Origin of the sequence: Anabaena cylindrica UHCC 0172, assembly GCF_034931625.1 — a bacterium.
Lineage (GTDB): Bacteria > Cyanobacteriota > Cyanobacteriia > Cyanobacteriales > Nostocaceae > Anabaena > Anabaena cylindrica_A.
The window spans coordinates 79,294-99,427 of record NZ_JAYGGY010000080.1 but is presented as its reverse complement, the minus strand read 5'-3'; the positions used below and the strand labels follow the sequence as shown (position 1 = coordinate 99,427).

19 protein-coding genes and 1 pseudogene are annotated in these 20,134 nt (G+C 37.4%); 2 read left to right on the top strand and 18 right to left on the bottom strand.

Annotated elements, in window-relative coordinates; all coding sequences use genetic code 11:
* Positions 1–125 precede the first annotated feature (125 nt).
* Complete coding sequence (locus VB713_RS16080) at positions 126–1,685, bottom strand: DUF1565 domain-containing protein (RefSeq protein ID WP_323312527.1); 1,560 nt, start codon at positions 1,683–1,685, stop codon at positions 126–128.
* Positions 1,686–1,739: 54 nt separating this feature from the next.
* Positions 1,740–3,045 (bottom strand): annotated as a pseudogene (locus VB713_RS16075) (RNA-guided endonuclease InsQ/TnpB family protein).
* Between the two features lie 153 nt (positions 3,046–3,198).
* On the opposite strand from VB713_RS16075, the gene tnpA reads away from it, so the two are divergent.
* Positions 3,199–3,567, top strand: coding sequence for an IS200/IS605 family transposase (tnpA, locus tag VB713_RS16070; protein WP_323312526.1), 369 nt, complete (start codon positions 3,199–3,201; stop codon positions 3,565–3,567).
* A gap of 466 nt (positions 3,568–4,033) precedes the next feature.
* Here the strand turns inward: tnpA and VB713_RS16065 are convergent, their stop codons facing one another.
* The 8 genes from VB713_RS16065 to VB713_RS16030 all read right to left on the bottom strand — a co-directional run bounded on the left by VB713_RS16065 (position 4,034) and on the right by VB713_RS16030 (position 10,863).
* The gene (locus VB713_RS16065) at positions 4,034–4,825 is read right to left on the bottom strand and encodes an ion transporter (protein ID WP_323312513.1); all 792 of its coding nucleotides are present in this window, start codon (positions 4,823–4,825) and stop codon (positions 4,034–4,036) included.
* Positions 4,826–5,005: 180 nt separating this feature from the next.
* A complete protein-coding gene (locus VB713_RS16060; protein WP_323312512.1) occupies positions 5,006–5,560 on the bottom strand; it encodes a protoglobin domain-containing protein in 555 nt (184 codons plus the stop codon).
* A gap of 185 nt (positions 5,561–5,745) precedes the next feature.
* On the bottom strand, positions 5,746–6,678 hold the full coding sequence (locus tag VB713_RS16055; RefSeq protein WP_323312511.1) for a DUF4388 domain-containing protein: 933 nt from the start codon (positions 6,676–6,678) through the stop codon (positions 5,746–5,748).
* A gap of 130 nt (positions 6,679–6,808) precedes the next feature.
* Positions 6,809–7,348 (bottom strand): GTP-binding protein, encoded by a 540-nt coding sequence (locus tag VB713_RS16050; RefSeq protein WP_323312510.1) that lies wholly within the window; start codon positions 7,346–7,348, stop codon positions 6,809–6,811.
* Positions 7,349–7,516: 168 nt separating this feature from the next.
* Positions 7,517–7,888 carry a roadblock/LC7 domain-containing protein gene (locus VB713_RS16045; RefSeq protein ID WP_323312509.1) on the bottom strand — a complete coding sequence of 124 codons (372 nt, stop codon included), beginning with the start codon at positions 7,886–7,888 and terminating at the stop codon, positions 7,517–7,519.
* Positions 7,889–7,984: 96 nt separating this feature from the next.
* Positions 7,985–8,455, bottom strand: a complete 471-nt coding sequence (locus VB713_RS16040; protein ID WP_323312525.1) for a hydrocarbon-binding protein — start codon at positions 8,453–8,455, stop codon at positions 7,985–7,987.
* 540 nt (positions 8,456–8,995) lie between these two features.
* A complete protein-coding gene (locus VB713_RS16035; RefSeq protein ID WP_323312508.1) occupies positions 8,996–9,658 on the bottom strand; it encodes a response regulator transcription factor in 663 nt (220 codons plus the stop codon).
* Complete coding sequence (locus tag VB713_RS16030) at positions 9,655–10,863, bottom strand: sensor histidine kinase (RefSeq protein ID WP_323312507.1); 1,209 nt, start codon at positions 10,861–10,863, stop codon at positions 9,655–9,657. Before VB713_RS16030 ends, VB713_RS16035 begins: the two co-directional genes overlap by 4 nt.
* Before the next feature lie 266 nt (positions 10,864–11,129).
* Between VB713_RS16030 and VB713_RS16025 the strand changes: the two genes are divergently transcribed.
* Positions 11,130–11,615: a P pilus assembly/Cpx signaling pathway, periplasmic inhibitor/zinc-resistance associated protein gene (locus VB713_RS16025; protein ID WP_323312506.1), complete on the top strand. Its 486-nt coding sequence runs from the start codon at positions 11,130–11,132 to the stop codon at positions 11,613–11,615.
* 55 nt (positions 11,616–11,670) lie between these two features.
* Here the strand turns inward: VB713_RS16025 and VB713_RS16020 are convergent, their stop codons facing one another.
* The 8 genes from VB713_RS16020 to VB713_RS15985 all read right to left on the bottom strand — a co-directional run bounded on the left by VB713_RS16020 (position 11,671) and on the right by VB713_RS15985 (position 20,011).
* Positions 11,671–11,850 carry a hypothetical protein gene (locus VB713_RS16020; RefSeq protein WP_323312505.1) on the bottom strand — a complete coding sequence of 60 codons (180 nt, stop codon included), beginning with the start codon at positions 11,848–11,850 and terminating at the stop codon, positions 11,671–11,673.
* 191 nt (positions 11,851–12,041) lie between these two features.
* A complete protein-coding gene (locus VB713_RS16015) occupies positions 12,042–12,416 on the bottom strand; it encodes a response regulator (RefSeq protein ID WP_323312504.1) in 375 nt (124 codons plus the stop codon).
* A gap of 152 nt (positions 12,417–12,568) precedes the next feature.
* Positions 12,569–12,949 carry a response regulator gene (locus tag VB713_RS16010; RefSeq protein WP_323312503.1) on the bottom strand — a complete coding sequence of 127 codons (381 nt, stop codon included), beginning with the start codon at positions 12,947–12,949 and terminating at the stop codon, positions 12,569–12,571.
* Between the two features lie 192 nt (positions 12,950–13,141).
* Entirely contained in the window at positions 13,142–15,508 is a 2,367-nt protein-coding gene (locus VB713_RS16005) for a PAS domain S-box protein (RefSeq protein WP_323312502.1), read from the bottom strand.
* A 16-nt stretch (positions 15,509–15,524) separates the two neighbouring features.
* A complete protein-coding gene (locus VB713_RS16000) occupies positions 15,525–17,363 on the bottom strand; it encodes a response regulator (RefSeq protein WP_323312501.1) in 1,839 nt (612 codons plus the stop codon).
* 432 nt (positions 17,364–17,795) lie between these two features.
* Positions 17,796–18,017 (bottom strand): DUF4327 family protein, encoded by a 222-nt coding sequence (locus VB713_RS15995; RefSeq protein WP_323312500.1) that lies wholly within the window; start codon positions 18,015–18,017, stop codon positions 17,796–17,798.
* Positions 18,018–18,630: 613 nt separating this feature from the next.
* Positions 18,631–19,500, bottom strand: coding sequence for a polyphosphate kinase 2 family protein (locus tag VB713_RS15990; RefSeq protein ID WP_323312499.1), 870 nt, complete (start codon positions 19,498–19,500; stop codon positions 18,631–18,633).
* A 40-nt stretch (positions 19,501–19,540) separates the two neighbouring features.
* The gene (locus tag VB713_RS15985; protein ID WP_323312498.1) at positions 19,541–20,011 is read right to left on the bottom strand and encodes a hypothetical protein; all 471 of its coding nucleotides are present in this window, start codon (positions 20,009–20,011) and stop codon (positions 19,541–19,543) included.
* Between the last annotated feature and the right edge of the window lie 123 nt (positions 20,012–20,134).

Below are 20,134 nucleotides of genomic sequence, written 5' to 3'. Positions count from 1 at the left end.
TATCACAGAGGTTCTACCTCTACTATCATCGATAGGTAGAGCCTCTGTGATAAATTATTCCCATATAGAGTATGGAAACGGGAAAATTTTCGTTAACCGAGCAGTATTGATCAAAAATCACTCTATCAAACCACAATATAAGGTAAATTAATCGCCGCCACACGACGAGCATCTACCAAAGCCTGATACACCATCACCGCAACCTCAGCGCGTGTTGCATCGCGGGTAGGGTTAAATTGTTTAGTAATTGGATAATTAACAATCAGCTTCTTTTGGATAGCTGTCACTACCTCATCTTTAGCATAGCTAGGGATTTTTGCTTGATCTTCAAAAGATGTTGTAACTGTTGTGTTACTAGCAGATAAACCCAAGCCATTTACCAGAGAAACAACAACTTGTACACGCTCAATATTTTGGTTGGGAGCAAACGTATTATTAGGATAACCAGATAAAAATTGCCCTTGATAAGCTTGCTGAATTGCTTGAAATGCCCAAAAATTTGCTGATACATCTTTAAAATTAATAGCAGCGCGTTTACTAGGTGGCTTAAAAGCTTGAACCAGTAACGCAGCATATTGTCCCCTTGTCATTGTCGCATCCGGTCTAAAGGTGCGATCTGGATAACCCTTAATTATCTCCAGTTTAACTAATTCCTGAATAAACGCAGATGCCCAATGATTACCAATATCCGTTAATTCATTGGTTATAGGAGTTGGTGTCGGAGTTGGTGCTGGAGTTGGTGTTGGTGTCGGAGTTGGTGTTGGTGTTGGTGTTGGTGTCGGAGTTGGAGTTGGAGTTGGTGTTGGTGTCGGAGTTGGTGTTGCAGTAAACTCTACATTTCCCTTCACTTTAGCTGGATCTATTTGATTTCCGACAGAAACAAGCGTATTAGAACTGGCATTTTGTAAATCGAACTTACCATTATTGCGGAAAATATTACCCCCAGGACTATTTATACTCCCCAGATCAGGTAAAGCATTATTAATGACAGTCAAACCATCATCAGTGTTATTTTCACACAGATTATTCCGCAATATAGGACGCGCACTTCCAGAAAGGATAATCCCAGAACGGTTTTCAGAAATTTTGTTATCTATAAGTGTCGGTGATGCCGTATCACTGACAGCAATACCATAACCTGTTTTAACGCAGATATTATTTTGAATTTGACCTGTAGCATTTTTAGCAATAGAAATGCCATTAGCAGCATTCTCACTAAAAATATTACCTTGAATCACAGGGTTAGCGTCACCTGTAGCAAACACTCCCTCGCGTTTGCATTGGGTAAATGTGCAATTAGCAATAGTGGGGGTACTTGATTCACTCCAGACAGCAGTACCACGAGTAGCAGGATTCGTTACAGTTACCCCTCTTAGTTCAGCATTATTAAGCATGACCAAGGTAACATTTTGACCAGCAAAAGTGCGACTGAGATAATTACCACTACCTTCAATCACAACACCTTGACCCTTGTTTGTTTCATTCCCTACTACGATCGCACCAACGGGTACAGTCAGAGGAAAAGTTTCACCGCTATCGGCATTATAATTCCCATCTGCCAGTTGGATGATAGTACCGATTGTAGCTTGTTGTAAAGCTTTAGTAATATTTTTGAAGGGTGCTAGTTGGCTACCAGGATTTGTATTAGCACCTGTTACAGGATTTACGTAAAAACTTTGAGTCATAATGATGTGCGTAAGTAAAGACATAGAAATCCTAACCTATTGACACTCTCAGGTCTAAAGACACTGAGATTCTGCTGACAGAGAAGACTTCGGAAGAATCCAAAGCCTAATTCTCGCTACGGTCGTCAAACACCGTCTACCCAGTCTGCTTAAATCTAAGTTTAAGTTACTGGCTACTTTTCTGAAAATATTTGCTGCACCATTTAAATCAGCATTGACAATTAAATCATTTGCTGTCCGATACAAACCTCTATTCACTCGCTTTCCAGATGCTTTCCACCCGTCTGGTTGTTCACCATATTTGGGTAGGGAGTCTCCATCTAAGTAGCTGGCTTTCGATGTGTAAGCTTCTTCAGTTTCCTGAAATCTAATACCGTGCAAATCACACAATTGTGCTAATCTGTCTTTCAACTTTCCTAAAGGCATTTGCACAAATTTTTGATTGTTCAACCTCCCCATATTTGCATTAGTTTTAAAGCCTTGATTCCAACCAAGAATTAATGTGCCAATACCATATTTTAAGCAATGGTCAATAATTAGTTTCGCTGCTTTATTAATACCATCACGCATTTGATGGTTACGTTTACGGGTTACACGGTCTAACCAATCATCCCAATAAGCTTCTGGTTTCCCTTCTTTCCTTGTTGATACTTTCTTGTTCCAAAGCTGATTCATGGCTTTGATTGCACGGGCATCAATCAATAGGGAATTACCCAATGTATCAACACAAGCCGCTAAATTATCAGCCGTGCCTAAGTCAATAGACAGTGCTTGATTAATGTCTAAATCATGATGAAGTTGTTTATCAACCTCGTAAGACATTTCTAGGTAAAAAGCACCATTATTCGGCAAAATAGTAAACTCCTTAACCTTTATAATGTCTTAAATTTGAAGGCATTGGTAGAAAAAATTCAGACAATCCAAACCATCTTTTAACCGTTAGTCCCAACGAAAATCTAAGTTGTCCATTAACTAGAGTTGGCTTTTGTCCGCCGCTATTAGGATAGGCAACTTTAAAAAGTTTAGAACCTTTTAGATATCCGGGTGCTTTAGGTTGAAAGTGTAATTGACCTTTGAGAAACAAAGAGCGTAATTCTTTAAAAGATTTAAAAGCCTCAATTACAGACAATAAAGTTTGTTGTGCAGGTGTAGAAGGCATTGATTGAGCAACCATAGTTTTAGAAACTGAAGGTTCATAAGCTAAATCAAACTTACTTGTTAGCAACTTCCCAGTTTTAAAGAACGTTTGTCGAGCAAAATAAATGCCGCTGTTATATAACTTTCCTGATTGTTGACAGAGATAATTCAATACTGCTTTTGTTTCCTTGTCCGGAGACAATAAAATCTGCTGTACTCCCATTGCTTTTTTATTCTTTGCCACTAATTTTTGATGTAATAAAAGTTGACTTTTTCATAATATTTTATTAAATTTATCTTGTCAACAGAGCCAGGAAAACGACAAAAGAATATGCTAACCCAAGAAGATTACAAAACCCATAACCACTTTTAATTCCTGGTTAACTACCATTTTGTCTCGATACCTAAACGCCGAAAAAAAGTTTTAATAGGAGAGATAGCAACAAGAGCGAGACAAATATTCGCTGAACTGGCTATAGAAAAAGGTTGGGATATTTTAGCTTTAGAAGTAGTTCCAGATCATATCCATTTATTTATTAGCGTTAAGCCCACGGATACCCCACATTTAGTTATTAAGGCTTTTAAAGGGCGCTCTAGTTTCTACCTAAGAAAAGAATTTCCCCAATTGAAAAAACTACCGTCTCTTTGGACAAGTAGTTATTTTGTAAGTACCGCAGGGAATGTTAGTAGTGAAGCCGTTAGCGCTCTTTTATCAAACTGGGTTGAAACCTTGATTTTTTGTTGATCGAAATGATTGAAAATCCTAGATTGCACCTTAAGTGATGAAAGAGCGTTAGAAAATATATTGAAGACCCCCATCATGGTTAATATAGAAAATACCACTGCGGTTAAAAACGCTCGTGTCGCGGCTAGTGAGCCATGTCGAACTATCCCTCTCAGCACTAAAGTGTCTGAGTTTCCCACTTACCACGAGGTTCTATGATTGAGTTTTGAGATGAGGGGTGGTAAACCTATCATAAAATGTTGCAGATGCGATAGCTGCGCTGACCGGAGGTATCACATCATCTTGATACTTTTTAATTCTTTGTTGTAAAACAGCTTTTATGAAAAAACGTAAGAATTCAGGATACAGAAGAGAAAAATATTCTCCCTTCTTCTTTCTCTTTTCTTCTTTCTCCCTTCTTCTTTCTCCTGACTCCTGACTCCTGAATTCTTACGGAAAAACATCTACCATCATGGATAATTATGTCTCAATCAACCTTTTTTATAGGCAACTTCGTACCGCAACTTTTACAAAACTCAGCATCTAGATCATGAAGAGCCAACCCACAATTTGTACAAATTTTTTCTACCTGATTGGCAGTTTTTACCAACCGCTTAATTAAATCTCCCACTTGCCAAGGAATTAACCCTATTCCTGTTAAAATCATCAATACTGTCAGCAACCGACCCAATTCAGAAATTGGAGTCACATCTCCAAATCCCACAGTTGTCATTGTTACTATCGAAAAATAAAAAGCATCTAAAAAAGTACCAAAATTGTGTGGATTAACCGGATGTTCAACTTGATAAATTAAACCAGAATAAACGAAAACAATTGCAAATAGAGTAAATAATATTCGTGCAAAAATTACACCATCTTCACTACTTATACTACCAATCAAAAATCTTTTGTCTATAAACCTAATTAATCGCAAAATCCTAAACCATCGTAATAAACGGATAAAACTGATATCTACCAAACCAACAAAAGATGGTAAAATCGCCATTAAATCAATAATTGAATAAAAACTAAATATATACTTGAATTTATTTTCTGCACTCCATAAACGCAGTAAATATTCCACAGCAAAAATTATTAATATACAAGTATCTAATGCTCTAAGCTCCAAGCGAGCATCATTAGAAATGTTATAAGTTTCCGCGACAAAAATTCCTGATGATAATAAAATTAGAATTGCAATGGTTAAATTAATAGCTTTACCAATTGGTGTTTCTAAGTCTGTTAAATAAAATTCGATTTTTTCTCGATTTAGTAACATACAGCGTTTTTTAGGTAAATGAAGTAGAGGCTAACAGCAGTTTACCCCTACGATAATTTGTACCTCACTAAGTTACAATTTGCTGTATAAAAAAATAAAGCCCCGGTAATATATCTCCAAGGCTTGTATCTATTGCTAGATGCAACAAGTTTTCATAACTTAGAACTGTTTGACTTTGGCTTACATACTAGATGCACCAGTAGCAATCAGACGTTTAAATAATGCTTCTGACCAACCAGTTTCTCTAAGTACAGCAGATGAAGAAACTTCTACATAAGCTTGCTCAATAAAAGCTAAATCAATCATACAAATTCTACTTAATGCTTCTTGTAAGCCCTCTGGTTTACCATCAAGTCTGAGCTTTTTACCAACTTCATGGACAACAACCGCCATAGCTGGAACTACGTGCTGAGGTCCAATGCCAATCTTCACATGAACAAGCCCAATATGCCAACGACAATCAGCATAGCCTTTACCCCAATCATCCATTCCTGTAAACATTTGATGAAACCATTGAATAAATGTTTCATGTAAACGGTGAATTCGTCCCTCACTTTTATTTAAAATCTCGTTCATTTCTTCATCACGTCCCAGATAAGCATAGAAGTGATCAGCCATTGTGGAAGCATTTGCTAATCCCCAGTCAGCATGGGATTTAAGAATAGATTTATCTTCAGAAGTTAAACCAATTCTTGTTTCCATTTTGGTCATAAAAGCGGTAGGTTCAATAGCCATAATTAACCCTTTAAAAAATAGATGTGGTTGAAGTTATTACTGTTTACTATTTGTTGAATTAAATCTTTGATATGCTCTATAGAAGAGTGTAATTTAAGATTGGGCTGTTTGAGCATGGTTGCAAAAATACACATTTTTAATTATTAATTTTTGCTCACGATAAAATAACACAATTGTTTTTGGAATTATGATGTTTTACTGCGGAGAAATCCAACTAAATTTTTGAGAAATGATTGACTAACAGATGATTTTTCTGCTGGTTTTTCTGTTGGCTTTTCTGCTGGTTTTGCTATAGGTTTAGTTGGAGGTGCAACTTCCGGAAATGGTTCTGGAAAAGCGGCAGCAGAATCGGCAGACTCTTCTAGAGTGAATGTGGGTGTAGTAGCAACCATAAAATACTCTTCTACTAAACCAACTACAATCAATCGAAAAGCAATTTGCTGTACAGTTTTGATGGGAATTGTCAGTTGATTGGCAATATGTTGTAAAGAAACTTGTCCATTGACAAATTCCCACACTTGCCATTCTTGAGCATTTAGCTGCATTTTGGGCTGTTTTACCATCAAACCAGACAAACCGGAAGTTGGATCTGGGAGTTTTTCTTCCAAAGCTGTCCAATCTCGTAGCGATCGCAGACCAATTAATATAACCTCAGTTGCAGACATACTTAGACCAGTCATTTCCCCTAAAGGTAATGAGGATGTCGGCTCAAATCTAAACAGAGCATCTTTGACTTGGAATAAGGAGCATACTGGACGTAGTACTTGGCTATTAAATAGCAGTTTCAGTTGTTCTGCTTGTACTAGTCCCTGGGATTTTAAGCATAACCCCAATGGTGAATTGATAAAACAGGAAGAAATTTGAGTAACCCTAGAAATTACGCGCTCACTTATCCACCCTCTTTGGGCGATCATTAATGTTAAGCCTTGTTGGTCTAAGCGATCAGCTGCGGTGACTACACGACCTTGATGCAACCAAATATAACAAACTTGTTTTTTCCTATTTTCATTTGCGTCAGAGAAAAACTCTATAGAAAGTATTCCTGTTTTTTTTCCTTGATCTAAAAACTGAAGTAATTCAGGCAAGGAAAAATCTGCAAAGTTACCAGTAATAGTCATAATTTACCTCCTTCATAAAAGGATCTAAATATTTAACAAATCAGAATAAAAATATTCTGATATTTAACCTCAAAAAATTTTTATTTCATTTAGGAATATTTCCTAAATTAACCAAGATTAATGAGATAGATTACACTGTACAACTTTCCATCAAGCTCTGTACTAGGACAATGACTGCCTCTGCTACAGAGTCTCCTTCGTTGGGATTGACTCTGACCATAGGTGGTCTTTGATCTTCATTAACATATCCAATGGCAAGGTATACATCTTCTTCAGACCAAGCTCCCGGACAATCGGTATGTGTTAGACCAATAATCATCGGAACTTGAGCGCGTTCTTCCATAAAGTTGAGAATCTTACGTGCATGACGGAATTCTCTGGCTCGATGTGCCGCTATTAATAAGATATAGGCATGGGCTTTGCGAATCAATATATCCCACATGAAATCAAAGCGAGACTGACCAGGTGTACCATAAAGGTGTAAAGCCATGTCAGGTCCAAATTGCAGCCGACCAAAGTCAAAGGCCACAGTGGTTTTTTGTTTCAGTAATGCTGTTTCATCAGTTGCACGAGTATCTGTATCTACGACCTCAATTTCACTGACAGAACGGATAAAAGTGGATTTACCCGCTCCTACCGAACCCGTGACGATTAAGCGCATAACTTCCATGTTTATTTACTCCATAAATAAACAAATAATGATTGATGACTCACTAGTTTAAACAAAATCTTAGATGGTTTTGATAATTGTTTAGTAATGGATGGAAAGTTCCCTAGTTTAACTAGTATTTTGTGACCAGGGAACTTGTCTTGAATTGGCTTATGCATCATAGATTATTTAGCTCAAAACTAGTTTTAGTTCTTGGAGAACTCGTTTGATTTCTAGCATTAATACTCCCTGTTTAGCAGATTCACTAGCTAAAACTAGGAAGACTGCATCTTCACCACAACCAGTTAAGATGCCAAAGCCCTTCTTACCTTCTACAAAGATGCGGTCAACTGTACCTCTAGCTAACTCAATACCAATTCTTTCACCTAAAGACAGCATAGATGCTGACATGGCTGATACACGTTCTTCATCCATCCCACCGGGTAAACTTGCTGCTAAAGGTAGACCATCTGGAGTAACAAGTGCTGCTCCTTGAACATCTGTTGTCGCAGCTACAAAGTTTTGCAAAATCATGCCCAGTTTTTCTGTATTAATAGCCATATGATTGTTTTCCTTTGTGTTGAATTTGAAAGTGAGTAAACATTTTTCGTAATGTCGAATGAAATAATCTCGGTTTTGGATTTAATTAGACAATATTTAGCCAAAAGGGGTAAATTCAAATACGTCGTAATTACCTCCCCTTAATACGGATTCGGTATGCACTCCTCTCAAACGCTTATTAAGTACTTGTTCTAAAGCGCCCCAAACTGCACCCATTGTAAATGTACACTTGCGTCCTGAATTTAGCGGTTCACCCGCAGAACACAGGGTTTCAGATGTATAAACTTGAATGACATCACCATCGACAACAATTTTATCAACAATGCACAACCTAGTACCTTCTAGACCCAAGGCTTGGGATAATTTGGCTGCTACGCTATCTAAAGAATCTAAAGATGCAACTAAACCCAACTCTTCAGCTAGTTTTTTACCCCGCGCACGACCTGCTGTAGTTAAAGCAATGGCTGTAGCTTTTTCCCCCAGAGCATCTTCCATGCCTACAATTACCGATTTAAAGCAGACAATGCTGCTAAAATTACCTAGTTGTTTTCGCAATACATCTGCCATATGTAAATCTCCACGTGATTTTGACAACTAGAGTCTTGCTGTTAGGGAGTTAATAAATGCAATCTCTAGGCTAGTAGGAAAAAAATTAGCTTTCCAAATTATGTTTTCGCAAAAGTGAAACTGTGTAAATGGATGCGCCACGCTTAGTTCCCTATTGACTCAATTATGCTGAATGAAGAGTTAATATGATACCGAGAATTTACTGAATTTAGTTTTTGTTATAGCTCCTATAAGTTAAGCAAATATAACAGATTACTGTTTTTGGCTCAAGCCTTGAGACTATATATAGGGTAAAGAATAAACATCTCCAGAAATTAGGTTCTATCCTAGACAAGGCAAGGGTTTCATATTATTTTTCGGAGATATCTAATATGGGATTTAATCTTAAGTTTAGTGATTGCAGATCATATTCTGGTCTTGCTCATTTTTTAGTAATTGTTGTCAACGAAAATATTGCGTAGTTAAAAGATTTTGGTGGTATACATTCCAGTGGGGATAAATAATAAACACTAATTTTTAGTGACACAGGTAATACTGAAATCAAGTATTTTGTTCTAAGTAAGATGAGTATGTATTGGCAAGAATAGCAGCTTGAGTGCGATCGCGCAAATTTAATCGGTTTAAAATGTTCGTAACATGATTCTTGACTGTTCCTTCAGAAATGTAGAGTTCCTGAGCAATTTCTCGGTTACTAGCACCTGTGGCTATTAGCTGCAAAACCTCTTTCTCTCTAGGTGTGAGTTCTGCTAAACTCGGCGGCACAGATGGGCTGGGAATGGGTGCATTGGCAGGGAATTGAGTCACAAGTTTTTTGATTATTCCTGGCCCTAGTTGGGAATATCCTTTATCAACAGCGCGAATAGCAACAGCTAACTCTTCTGAAGGTGTATCTTTAAGTAAATAACCCATCGCCCCATTTTGTAAAGCTGCTTTTACATATTCATCATCATCAAAAGTGGTCAATACTAAAATTTTGGTGCGGGGAAAACTTTTTTGAATTTCTTTTGTAGCTGCAACACCGTCCATAATAGGCATTCTGATATCCATCAAAACTACATCTGGCTGTAATTGTGTAACCAAATTAATGGCAATTTCACCATTTTCGGCTTCTCCCACTATTTCTAAATCTGTTTCTAATTCTAATAATGCTCTTAAACCTTGACGAATCAAACCTTGGTCATCTACAAGTAAAACTCTAATCATTGTTTCCATTTGGGTAAAGGGATAGTAACTATAATTTGACAACCAGCATCATGGGCAGAGTTAATGATAAACTCACCTCCTAGCGCTAAAGTGCGATCGCGCATACTTTGCAAACCAAACCCAGTAGTATTTTGAGTAACATCAAACCCTTTCCCATTATCTTCAACTATTAATTTAAAAATTTTGGTGGTTGTAGTTAATTCTAATTTCACTTCTGAAGCTTGTGCATATTTAGATATATTTGTTAAAGATTCTTGAATAATCCGGTAAATAGGTGTACTCATTTCCTTGGGAAAGGGATCTTCTAGAGAAATTTTACAATTTAGTAAAATGCCATTAGAATGGTGAAAATCTTCTGAGAGAATCATAATTGCCTGTTCTAATGATTTCTCTTGTAAGGGGTGTGATCGCATGGTAGAAACTGATTGACGTACATCTCGTAATGCTTTTGAGCCTAGTTCTTTAGCTGTTGCTAAAAATGTCATTGCTCTGGGTATATCAGATTTGGAAAGTTTTAAAGCAGTTTCTAATTGCAGATTTAGAGCCGTCAGAGAATGCCCTAGTGAATCATGAATTTCTCTGGCAATGCGATTACGTTCTTCTAAAGTAGCTTGATTTTCAATTTGCAGAGCATATTGGCGGAGTTTTTCGTTAGCCCTTTCTAGTTTATCTCGACTTTGGCGTTCAGATAAAACCGCATTCATTAATAGTAAAACAAATACTAAACTCAAACCGAACAAAACAGCCAAGCTAAAGCTAAAAAACCGAAATCTTTCTTGAGCTAAAGGTGGTAATCTAAAAGGTATTACCCGATTTCTTAGAGTAACTAAAAATAGTATAAATGATAAAAAAGTAACGGTTAAACGCCCAGGTAATTGAAAAATTAAGCAACTACGAGTGACTAAAATTAGATAGAGAAATGGGAAAAATCTAGTGGTTTTTCCACCAAAAAAACCAGTAATTAAAATTAATACTACTTCACTAGCAGTATATAAAATTTTAATAAATTTATTTTGGGTTGGCAACCTTAAGCCCATCACACCAAATAAAGCCAAGCTGCAAATTGTTAATTCTGGGAAGCTGACAGCAAATCGAGGTGATGGAGATGGCATGATTGCAAATAATGCCGAAAGTCCTAGCAATACCCACTCTAAATAAAGCAGAAACCGAAAGGGATGATTATGAATTTGAATAGAACGAGTCATGATTAATTTGTAATTTATAATTGTGCCTAAGTCACACAAGGGGCATAAGTGCCGTATTGCAATACGTCCCTACACAAAAATTAAATAGGATTCCTATATTTTGTTTATATACACTTACTATAATTTCTAATTTATAGCTAGTTACATTAATCATGGCTGAATTATGACTAAAGTCATGGGTGTAGAGGTGACTTTCGCCTCATGTGGTTACTAGGCTAATTTCTTATGATGGTGACATCCGACCAGGAATCAATACAAGGTAATTTATGAAACTCAAATCATTATCATTTATAGCTGCTGCTTTTGCTTTGACTTTAACTGCAACCCCTTTTGTTGCTCAAGCACAACAAACCCCCTCTTCACGTCAACCAGGTAAAGAATTTGCAGAAAAAGGCCCCTGGCAAAAGTTGGGATTGACAGATGCACAAAAAACCAGAATGCAGGAAATTCGCCGCAATACCCGTGCAGAAATGGATAAGGTTCTCACCGCAGAACAAAAAGAACAGTTAAAAGCGGCAATGCAAGCACGCAAAGAACAGGGTTCAGAAGATCAAGGTAGAGGTAGAGGTCAATGGAAAAAGAATGGTTTTGGTGGGTTGAATTTAACTGAAGCCCAAAAAACCAGAATGCGCGAAATTAAGGAATCATCAAAACAACAAATGAAAGCAGTTCTGACTCCAGCACAGCAAGAACAACTCAAGCAAATGCGGGAAAATCGTAGTTCACGTCGTCAACAACGTAATTCCCAATAAGTGCAAAAAATTTAAGGGGATGTAGAAACCCCATCTTCAACTAAGATGGGGTATTTCAATGTGCAGAAATAAACTCTTTGATGCCTATGTGAGAAGACACAGACATAGATAGTGAATACGCCTTATTCGGATTAATTGCTGGCATTTCTTGCCAACAATGGCGACAAAATAAAACTACTTGATGGTTGCGAATGTGGCGTAGTAGTTGGTTGGAGCAACAAAGACAGTTAGACATAATTTTTTAAACCTTATCCTAAAAAAGTTTTGTTATGGCAGACTAAACTTGTTGTCAAGAACTGGGTTTAATCTTTCTTTAATTTAGTAGGCAAATTTGAAGAAAGTTTGAAGATGGAGACAATGTAACAAAGAAATAATGATTAGATACTTTTCGACACACATAAGGAGGAGTCAGCACTATATTATGAATTACCACCCAAGGTAGTCACAAACTTGATCGACTAGTAAGATGGGATCAAAAGGTTTAGCGATCGCACCAGCTACCCCCAAACTTATTAAATGCTGAGGTTCAGTGAAATCAACCTTCGCTGTAATTAGCACCACAGGAATATATTTGATATTGGGATCTGCTTGCAAATATTGTAGAAATGTCATACCGTCCATTTCTGGCATCATCATATCCAGAACAATAGCATCGGGCTGTTCCTTCATGGCCTTAACTAAACCTTCCTTACCAGAACTAGCAGTAATCACATCCCAACCAGCAATATCCTCAAAACAGGACTGGACTATCTCTTGAATAAATTCTTCATCATCAACAACCAAAATGCGTCTGGTGGTCATGTTTGCCACCTCAATACCATACTTAGTCCAAACATATTTAGTCTGAAAAATCTCACAATCTGCATCTAGAAGCTCTATTTTGCTCAATAACCTGGAACTTGTTTTGTCTACTTTATAAAAAATAATTGAAGAAAACTTGAAGTTGGCAAAGTTCATATATCCCAATGAAAAGCATTTGCCACCAAATCAACCAAAATCAATGGATCAAACGGTTTAGGGATAACCCCAGCAACAGCTAATTGAGAAAACCGAGCTTGATCAGCAGGTTGAACCTTAGCAGTTAACAGCACAATAGGAATGCTTTGAGTTACGGGATGTAGCTGTAGTTTTTGAAGCGTCTCTAAACCATCCATTTCGGGCATAGATACATCTAACAGTATGCCATCTGGTAATTGAGACTCAGCTACTAACAATCCTTCTCTACCTGAACCAGCAGTAATAACTTCCCATTCTCCTATATCTTCCAGGCATCCTTGAATCACTTCCTGAATTACCTCTTCATCATCAATGACCAAAATACACTTTATTGACATAGCATCATAATTCATATAGCAGGAGTTCAGGAGGCAGGAGGCAGGAGTTCAGGAGTTCAGGAGTTCAGGAGTTCAGGAGTTCAGGAGTTCAGGAGTCAGGAGTCAGGAGTCAGGAGTTCAGGAGGCAAGAGTCAGGAGTCAGAAGAAGAATTACCAATTACCAATTACCAATTACCAATTACCAATTACCAATTACCAATCACCAATTCTTTGTAAGGTGAAATAAAAACTACTGCCTTCACCCATAATACTTTCTGCCCAAATATTACCATCATGCTGCTGAATAATCCGACGACATATAGCTAGTCCTAAACCTGTTCCCCCTTTTTCACGAGAATCAGAAGCATCAACTTGTTGAAAACGATCAAATATTGCTTCTATTTTATCTACTGGAATTCCTCTGCCTTGATCTTTCACTTGAAATCTCACCAGGGAATGAGGTGAAGAAGACCCACAGGCATTTTCAATATCTTCACAGCATTCAACATTTATCCAAATAGTCGTATGCGGAGGAGAAAATTTAATTGCATTACTTAACAAATTCGTCAAAGTTTGAATAATGGCATCAGGATTTGCCCAAATTTGGATAGATGGAGGAGAATTTACAGATAGGGTAATTTGATTTTGTTCAGCACTAGATTGCATAGCATCTACAGATTTACCGATTAGTGTCGCTGCATCACAACTTTGCATCACCAAAGTCATTTTTCCTGATTCCAATCGTCCCAAATCTAGGATGTCATTGACTAACCGCACCAGTCGGTCTGTTTGCTCTGAGGCAATTTGTAACATCCGTTTTCCCTTTTCTGGCTTTTTGTCGTAGACTCCCGCAGCTAACAATCCTAATGAACCACGAATAGCGGTGAGGGGGGTACGAAGTTCGTGACTCACAATAGAAATGAACTCATTTTTCATTTGAGCAATTGCCCGACTGGCTGTAATATCTTCCATTGTGCCAACATTAGCGATAAATTTATTATTCTCAGCAAAAATAGGCGCACTCTGCACTCGTGCGTAGCGAATTGTGCCATCTTTATGAATATATCGAAGTTCTTCATATACAGTTCCTTGCTGTTCTGAAAAGGCTTGAATCCACTGAGGAGTAATCTGTTTTCGGTCTTGAGGATGAACAAATTCTAACCATCCAAATCCTAAGGCTTCTGCAAAGGTGTATCCAGCAATTTCGTGAGCGCGAGGATTAGTATAAATACATCGCCCTTGAGCATCGTTCATAAAAATACCCATAGGTGAAAATTCACTTAAAGAACGAAACTTGGCTTCACTTTGCCTTAGTGCTACTTCTGCTCTTTGACGCTCCATTAGTTCTAGTTGGAGTTGAGCATTTGCTTGACTGAGTTCTATTGTGCGTAAGGCCACCCGGCTTTCTAATTTTGCATTTGCCAGCTTTAATGCTGTTTCTGCTTGTTTTCTATCTGTAATATCTCTTTGAATGGCAATCCAATGAGTAAACCAACCTCTTTCATCTTTAACAGGGATGATGTTTAATTCCACCCAAAACTCAGAGCCATCTTTGCGGTAATTGGTCATTTCTACTTGGACTGGTTGCCAAGTTTGGAGATTGGTTCTGATTTTAGCTAATGCTGCTCGTTCGGTCTTTTCTCCCTGGAGAATGCGTGGTGTTTTTCCTAATATTTCTGCTGAGGTATATCCTGTCATTTGCGTAAATGCAGGATTGACATAAAGAATCTGTGGACCTGGTAAGTCTATGGGTTCGGCTGCGGTAATGAGGACGGCATCATTGCTGGTAACAATGACAGATTCTAGTAATCTGAGTTGTTCTTCACGTTGTTTGCTTTCATTAATATCGGTGACAGTGCCAATATAGCTAGTTACTTCTCCATTGTTTGTTTTTTCCACTACTGCTTGAGTGAATACCCATGTAACTACACCATCAGGACGGAGAAATCTGAATTCCGCAGTAATAGATTTTTCTTGGTTTTGAGTGGTTTTATTCCATATTTGAATAATGCGATCGCGATCGGTTGGATGTAAAGCTTGAATCCAACCCGTTCCCAGCGCCTGATCAAAGGTCATTCCAGTTATTTTGCACCATTGTTCATTCACATAAAGACAATGTCCTAGCAGATCGGTACGAAAGATGCCTACGGGAACTGCTGCGGCTAAACTGGCATAACGCTGTGTACTTTCTCCTAGTAGTTGCTCGTTGATTTGTTGTAGTTTCTTTTTGCTTCTCCGTAGGTCATAACTGAGTAAACTGATAATTGAGCTATTGACAAAAAATAACCCTGACAAAATAAAATCGTTCCAAGTTGCAGCAGTAAAGTTGTAGATTGGGGGAATAAAAAAATAGTTAATTGTTAATACCGATAATATGGTTGTTATTAATCCTAGTCTGAGTCCGCCATACCAAGTAGAAACTGCAACTGCCACGAAAAAAAATGAAGTAATCGCATTTGTGAGTACAGATTTCAGTTGCCAGGTCATGAAGAGGGCAGTGCCTACGGCGAGCATAGCTATCGCTAACGAACTAATAGCACCTATATAAGAGGAAAATCGCTGGTAAATTCTTGCATTCATAGCACTTTTCATGCCCTTAAATTTCAACTCGCTTGAGACGACGGATAATTCTAGTTGTTAGTTCTGTTATATCTGTAGACTTACTAATATAATCATCTGCCCCAACTGTAAATGCTTGATCAAGATCACTCTCTTTGGTGTGTATTGACCAAAATATTATGGGCAATTTGTACCATTTAGGGTCATTTCTGACTACTTTACACAAATCCAATCCGCTAAAATCTGGCATTTCTTGATCTAGCACTAATATATCTGGATGGTTATCTGTCAGTACATCCCAAAAATATTTTGAATTATTGAGGACTATCACTTCTAGTCCTAGCGGTGACAATAAACTAGATATATGTGAGAGCGCTGTTAAGTCATCATCTATTACCATGACACGATGAGCAGATGTGGACTGATTTCGATTCAAAATCCCGGTAACTGCTTTGAGAATTTCATAAGTTGGTAAGGGTTTTTGTAAAAAAAGACACCCACCTAAACTTGCTACTTCGAGTCTGTCGGCTAAATTACCTCTACCAGTGAAAGCTAATACAGGAATTTTAGGAATTTGCTGTGTTACTTGTTTAAGTAATGTTAGTCCGTTTTCTGTGGAACTAGGAAAATTAAGATCCAGTAAAATGACATTAGGGGGATTTTGGGTAATAGCTTTGCGGGCTACATCTAAGTCTGTAGCGATTTCTACTCGTAACCCCCAAGCGATCGCTTCAATTCTAATTCTTTCTGCCAATATTAAATCATCATCCACAATTAAGATCAATGGCGAATCAGAAATTTGATCTGACTTTGATTCCAATTCCGGTGTTTTATATATTTCTGCTGCTAACATTTTCACCAATTGAACAATTTGCTGGCTCTGCAACTTCTCTATCTTGATTTGCGGTTCTAACAAATTCTCTAACTCTTTAGCAATTTCCGAACCTCGAATTAAGCCAAAAATACCTAAAGATCCAGCTAGTTTATGTGCTTGATATTGTGCCTGCTGTTTTAATTCAGGAGTGAGTTTTCCGGCTGCTAATAAGTCACTAACTTGCTCTAAAACAGCAAATTGTTCGGCGAATTTGCCTTTAAATTTCTCCCAAATTTTATACGTGCTGGATTTTACTTTTTGTTGGTAAGATTTTTCTGGCTTCTGAATATCACCAGGTAAGACTACAGCACTAGCTGATGCTTGTAATTGAGATGGAGGTCTAAGTTTATAACCTAATCCATGCACAGTTTCAATAGGGTCTGATGATCCAGCAGCTTTAAGTTTTTGGCGTAAACATTTAATATGGGTACTAACTGTTTCCTCTCCAGGTGTATCTGCAAAATCCCATAATTTTTCGAGAATAGCACTACGGCTAAAAATCCGTTTGGGATTAAGTAAAAAAAGTTCAAATAAACAATACTCTTTAGGAGTCAGATGCAGCAGTTTATCCTGACAAATTACTTCACTATTAATAGAGTCAAAGTATACATTTTCCCAAACAATAACTGATGAAGGAATAGCTTTCCCTCTCCGTAATAAAGCGCGAACTCGTGCCATCAATTCATCTATATTACATGGTTTAACCACATAATCATCTGCTCCTGCATCTAACCCCATCACTCGGTCAGTTGTACTATCTTTTGCAGTCAGTAGTAGAATAGGGCTTTGATATCCCTGGGAGCGGAGTTGTTTACAGACGCTGATACCGTCAAGCTTGGGAAGCATGAGATCCAACAGAATTAAATCATATTCATAAGTTGTTGCTAGTTCTAAACCAGCTTGTCCATCTATTGCTAAGTTAACTGTATAGTGATGAGCAATCAGGTTGCTGGTAATGGCTGAACTAGTAAGTTGGTCATCTTCTACCAACAAAATTTTCATGATGGTATATACCTACTAATTTGTTAAATAAGTTCGTAATTTTGTAAGAATTCAGGAGTCAGGAGTCAGGAGTCAGGAGGAAGAAGAATATTTTTCTCTTCTGTTCCCTGTTCCCTGCCATATCAAATATTTTGTATCCTGAATACTTACATAATTTTTAATGTCTAATCTTATTAGTTTTTCTATTAGACATCTTCAGCAATTAAATATGCGTTATCCAGAACTCTTGTAGAGGCGCTCTATGGAATGTCTCTACTTGATCAAAAATATCTATTAGAATAGTAACAAAAATTTTCTCAACCTGTTGATTTTGACTATTTTCTACTAAAAAGCCCACGAATTAGTTCGGAGGCTTGATTTAGGGAGAGTTGATCTTGTAATTGAAAATTTATCTCGGATATTGCTAATTGCTGATGAATTCTCAGTAATACCTCAATCTTCTTCCCATGTCTCATGATCAAGCAGATCAATAATCCTATCTCTGAGCAAATATTCATTTTGTTCTAGTTCTTGCTCAAAATAAGCCCATTCACTATCAGGAATATATTTAGCAAGGGTATAAATTGGCTGTTGACGGTTAACAAGTCCCTTTTTGGCAAGTTGAAGTGCTTCTTTTTTGATAACTTCAATGTCATATCTAATAGCGGTATCCATAGTTTTTCTCATTTTTCATCAAGGAATTAAGAGAGAAAATAGAATGTAAGAATTCAGGAGTCAGGAGAAAGAAGGAAGAAGAATATTTTTCTCTTCTGTTCTCTGCTATATCAAATATTCTGTATCCTGAATCCTGACAATAGAATTTATATCTCTACTTTAAACGTATCAAGAAATTGGTTGATTTTGTAAAAAATTACAAGATTAATTTTTACTAGTGCATGGCAAAATTTCAAAAGCGAATAAAGCAGATTGCAGATCAATGAGGTACAGGATCTAAATTTAAAGCCAGATACCAAGCTAGTTTTACTTTACTCCTGACTCCTTGCTCTGAAGGAAGTCGATAGCATAGCATGGCCATAGGGCTACCTCCTTTTGTAACTAGACACCAGACCAGAATAAATGAAACTGTTTCCCCTTGGGATGACCCCTAGGAGATAATTCTCAAGAAATATTTTGAATAAATAATCTATTTAATCCCCAAAGCTTTCTATGGTCTTGATCAAACGGCTGTTGTCTTCGATACATTGCGTGAATGCTCAAAGCAAGGAGTCAAAAGTCAGGCTTGCCTGAGCGTAGTCGCAGGAAAGCGGAAGAGATAATTACGAATATTTCACTCTTCGCTTTCCAACATTTTCTTAGCTTGCAAAAGTTTCTGCTTGTGTTCTTCACTAACAGAGGGATATTGTAAGTTTAATTGTTGTAATTTTTTGCAGATAATCTCGGACACAACTAGACGCGTAAACCACTTGTGATCAGCAGGAATAATATGCCAAGGTGCAGCTTCAGTACTTGTGTGATTAAAAACTTGCTCATAAGCAGTCATATAATCGTTCCAAAAACCTCTTTCTTTCACATCACTATCTGAGAATTTCCAATGTTTTTCTGGTGTTTCAATTCGATCTAAAAAGCGGTTTTTCTGTTCTTTTTTGGAGACATTTAGAAAAAATTTGAGGACAATGATACCATTATTTACTAAATATTTTTCAAAATTATTAATTTCCTCAAACCGCTGCTGCCATATTTTATTATCCTGGGGAACATAGTGCAGTTGCTGTTTTTCCAATATTTCTGGATGTACACGCACCACTAGCAATTCTTCATAATATGAACGGTTGAATATGCCAATTCGCCCTCGTTCTGGTAAAGCCTTCATCGAGCGCCATAGGTAATCATGATCTAAGTCTTCATCACTGGGTGCTTTAAAACTAAAAACCTGACAACCTTGAGGATTTACCCCAGACATAACGTGTTTGATAGTGCTATCTTTACCAGCAGCATCCATTGCTTGAAAAATAATCAGCAAAGCATAAGTATTTTGAGCATAGAGAATATTTTGATAATTAGCGAGTTCTTTAATACCTGCTTTTAATTTTTTTTTCGCATCAGTTTTTTTATGAAACTCAGCTATATAACTGGAGTCATAATCATTTTTTAAAGAAATCAGAGAATTTGGAGAGACAATAAAAGGATCATGATTCATTTGCGATCGCACCTTAATCTAACTGCTGTGAAAATTATTCCTAGGGTTTGCGGGGATAACGCATTGCTTCCCGACCCAGAATAAACATTCCTGCCACACCCAAACTAACACACCCAATATATTGATACCAATATTTTCGGATTTGCTGAATAGTAGTGAGTTCTGGATGTAAGGTATTTATGTATAGTAATAGTACCAATATTAACAGCGCCCCAAACCCAACAAAAGTTAAACCAACATGAATTCTAGCGGGGTGCAATTCAAAATCACTAATTTTACTGATATCAATTTCTGCCAAATCCTGGAGTGACTCCTCTGCTAAAAACGAAGCAGATTGCAATCTCTGGCTGAGTTTTGGCGATAAAATTGGCTTGAGTGTAGCTACAGTAGGGCGACGTAGCCAAGCCTCAGTATCTCGTAATAATTCTAGAGGCTTACGGGTATTAGTCAGTTGAGCAAATTTGATATCTTTTGTCGCAGTGGGGGAAGTTGCTTTGCTTTCAAACTCCATACATACCACGCCTCAGAATAACTAAGAATATGACTAGCCTAGCGAATGATAGAGGAGATATGCAAATTTTACCCCCAAATATAGAACATCGGAGGAAACTGACAGCACTTCCCGATATTATGA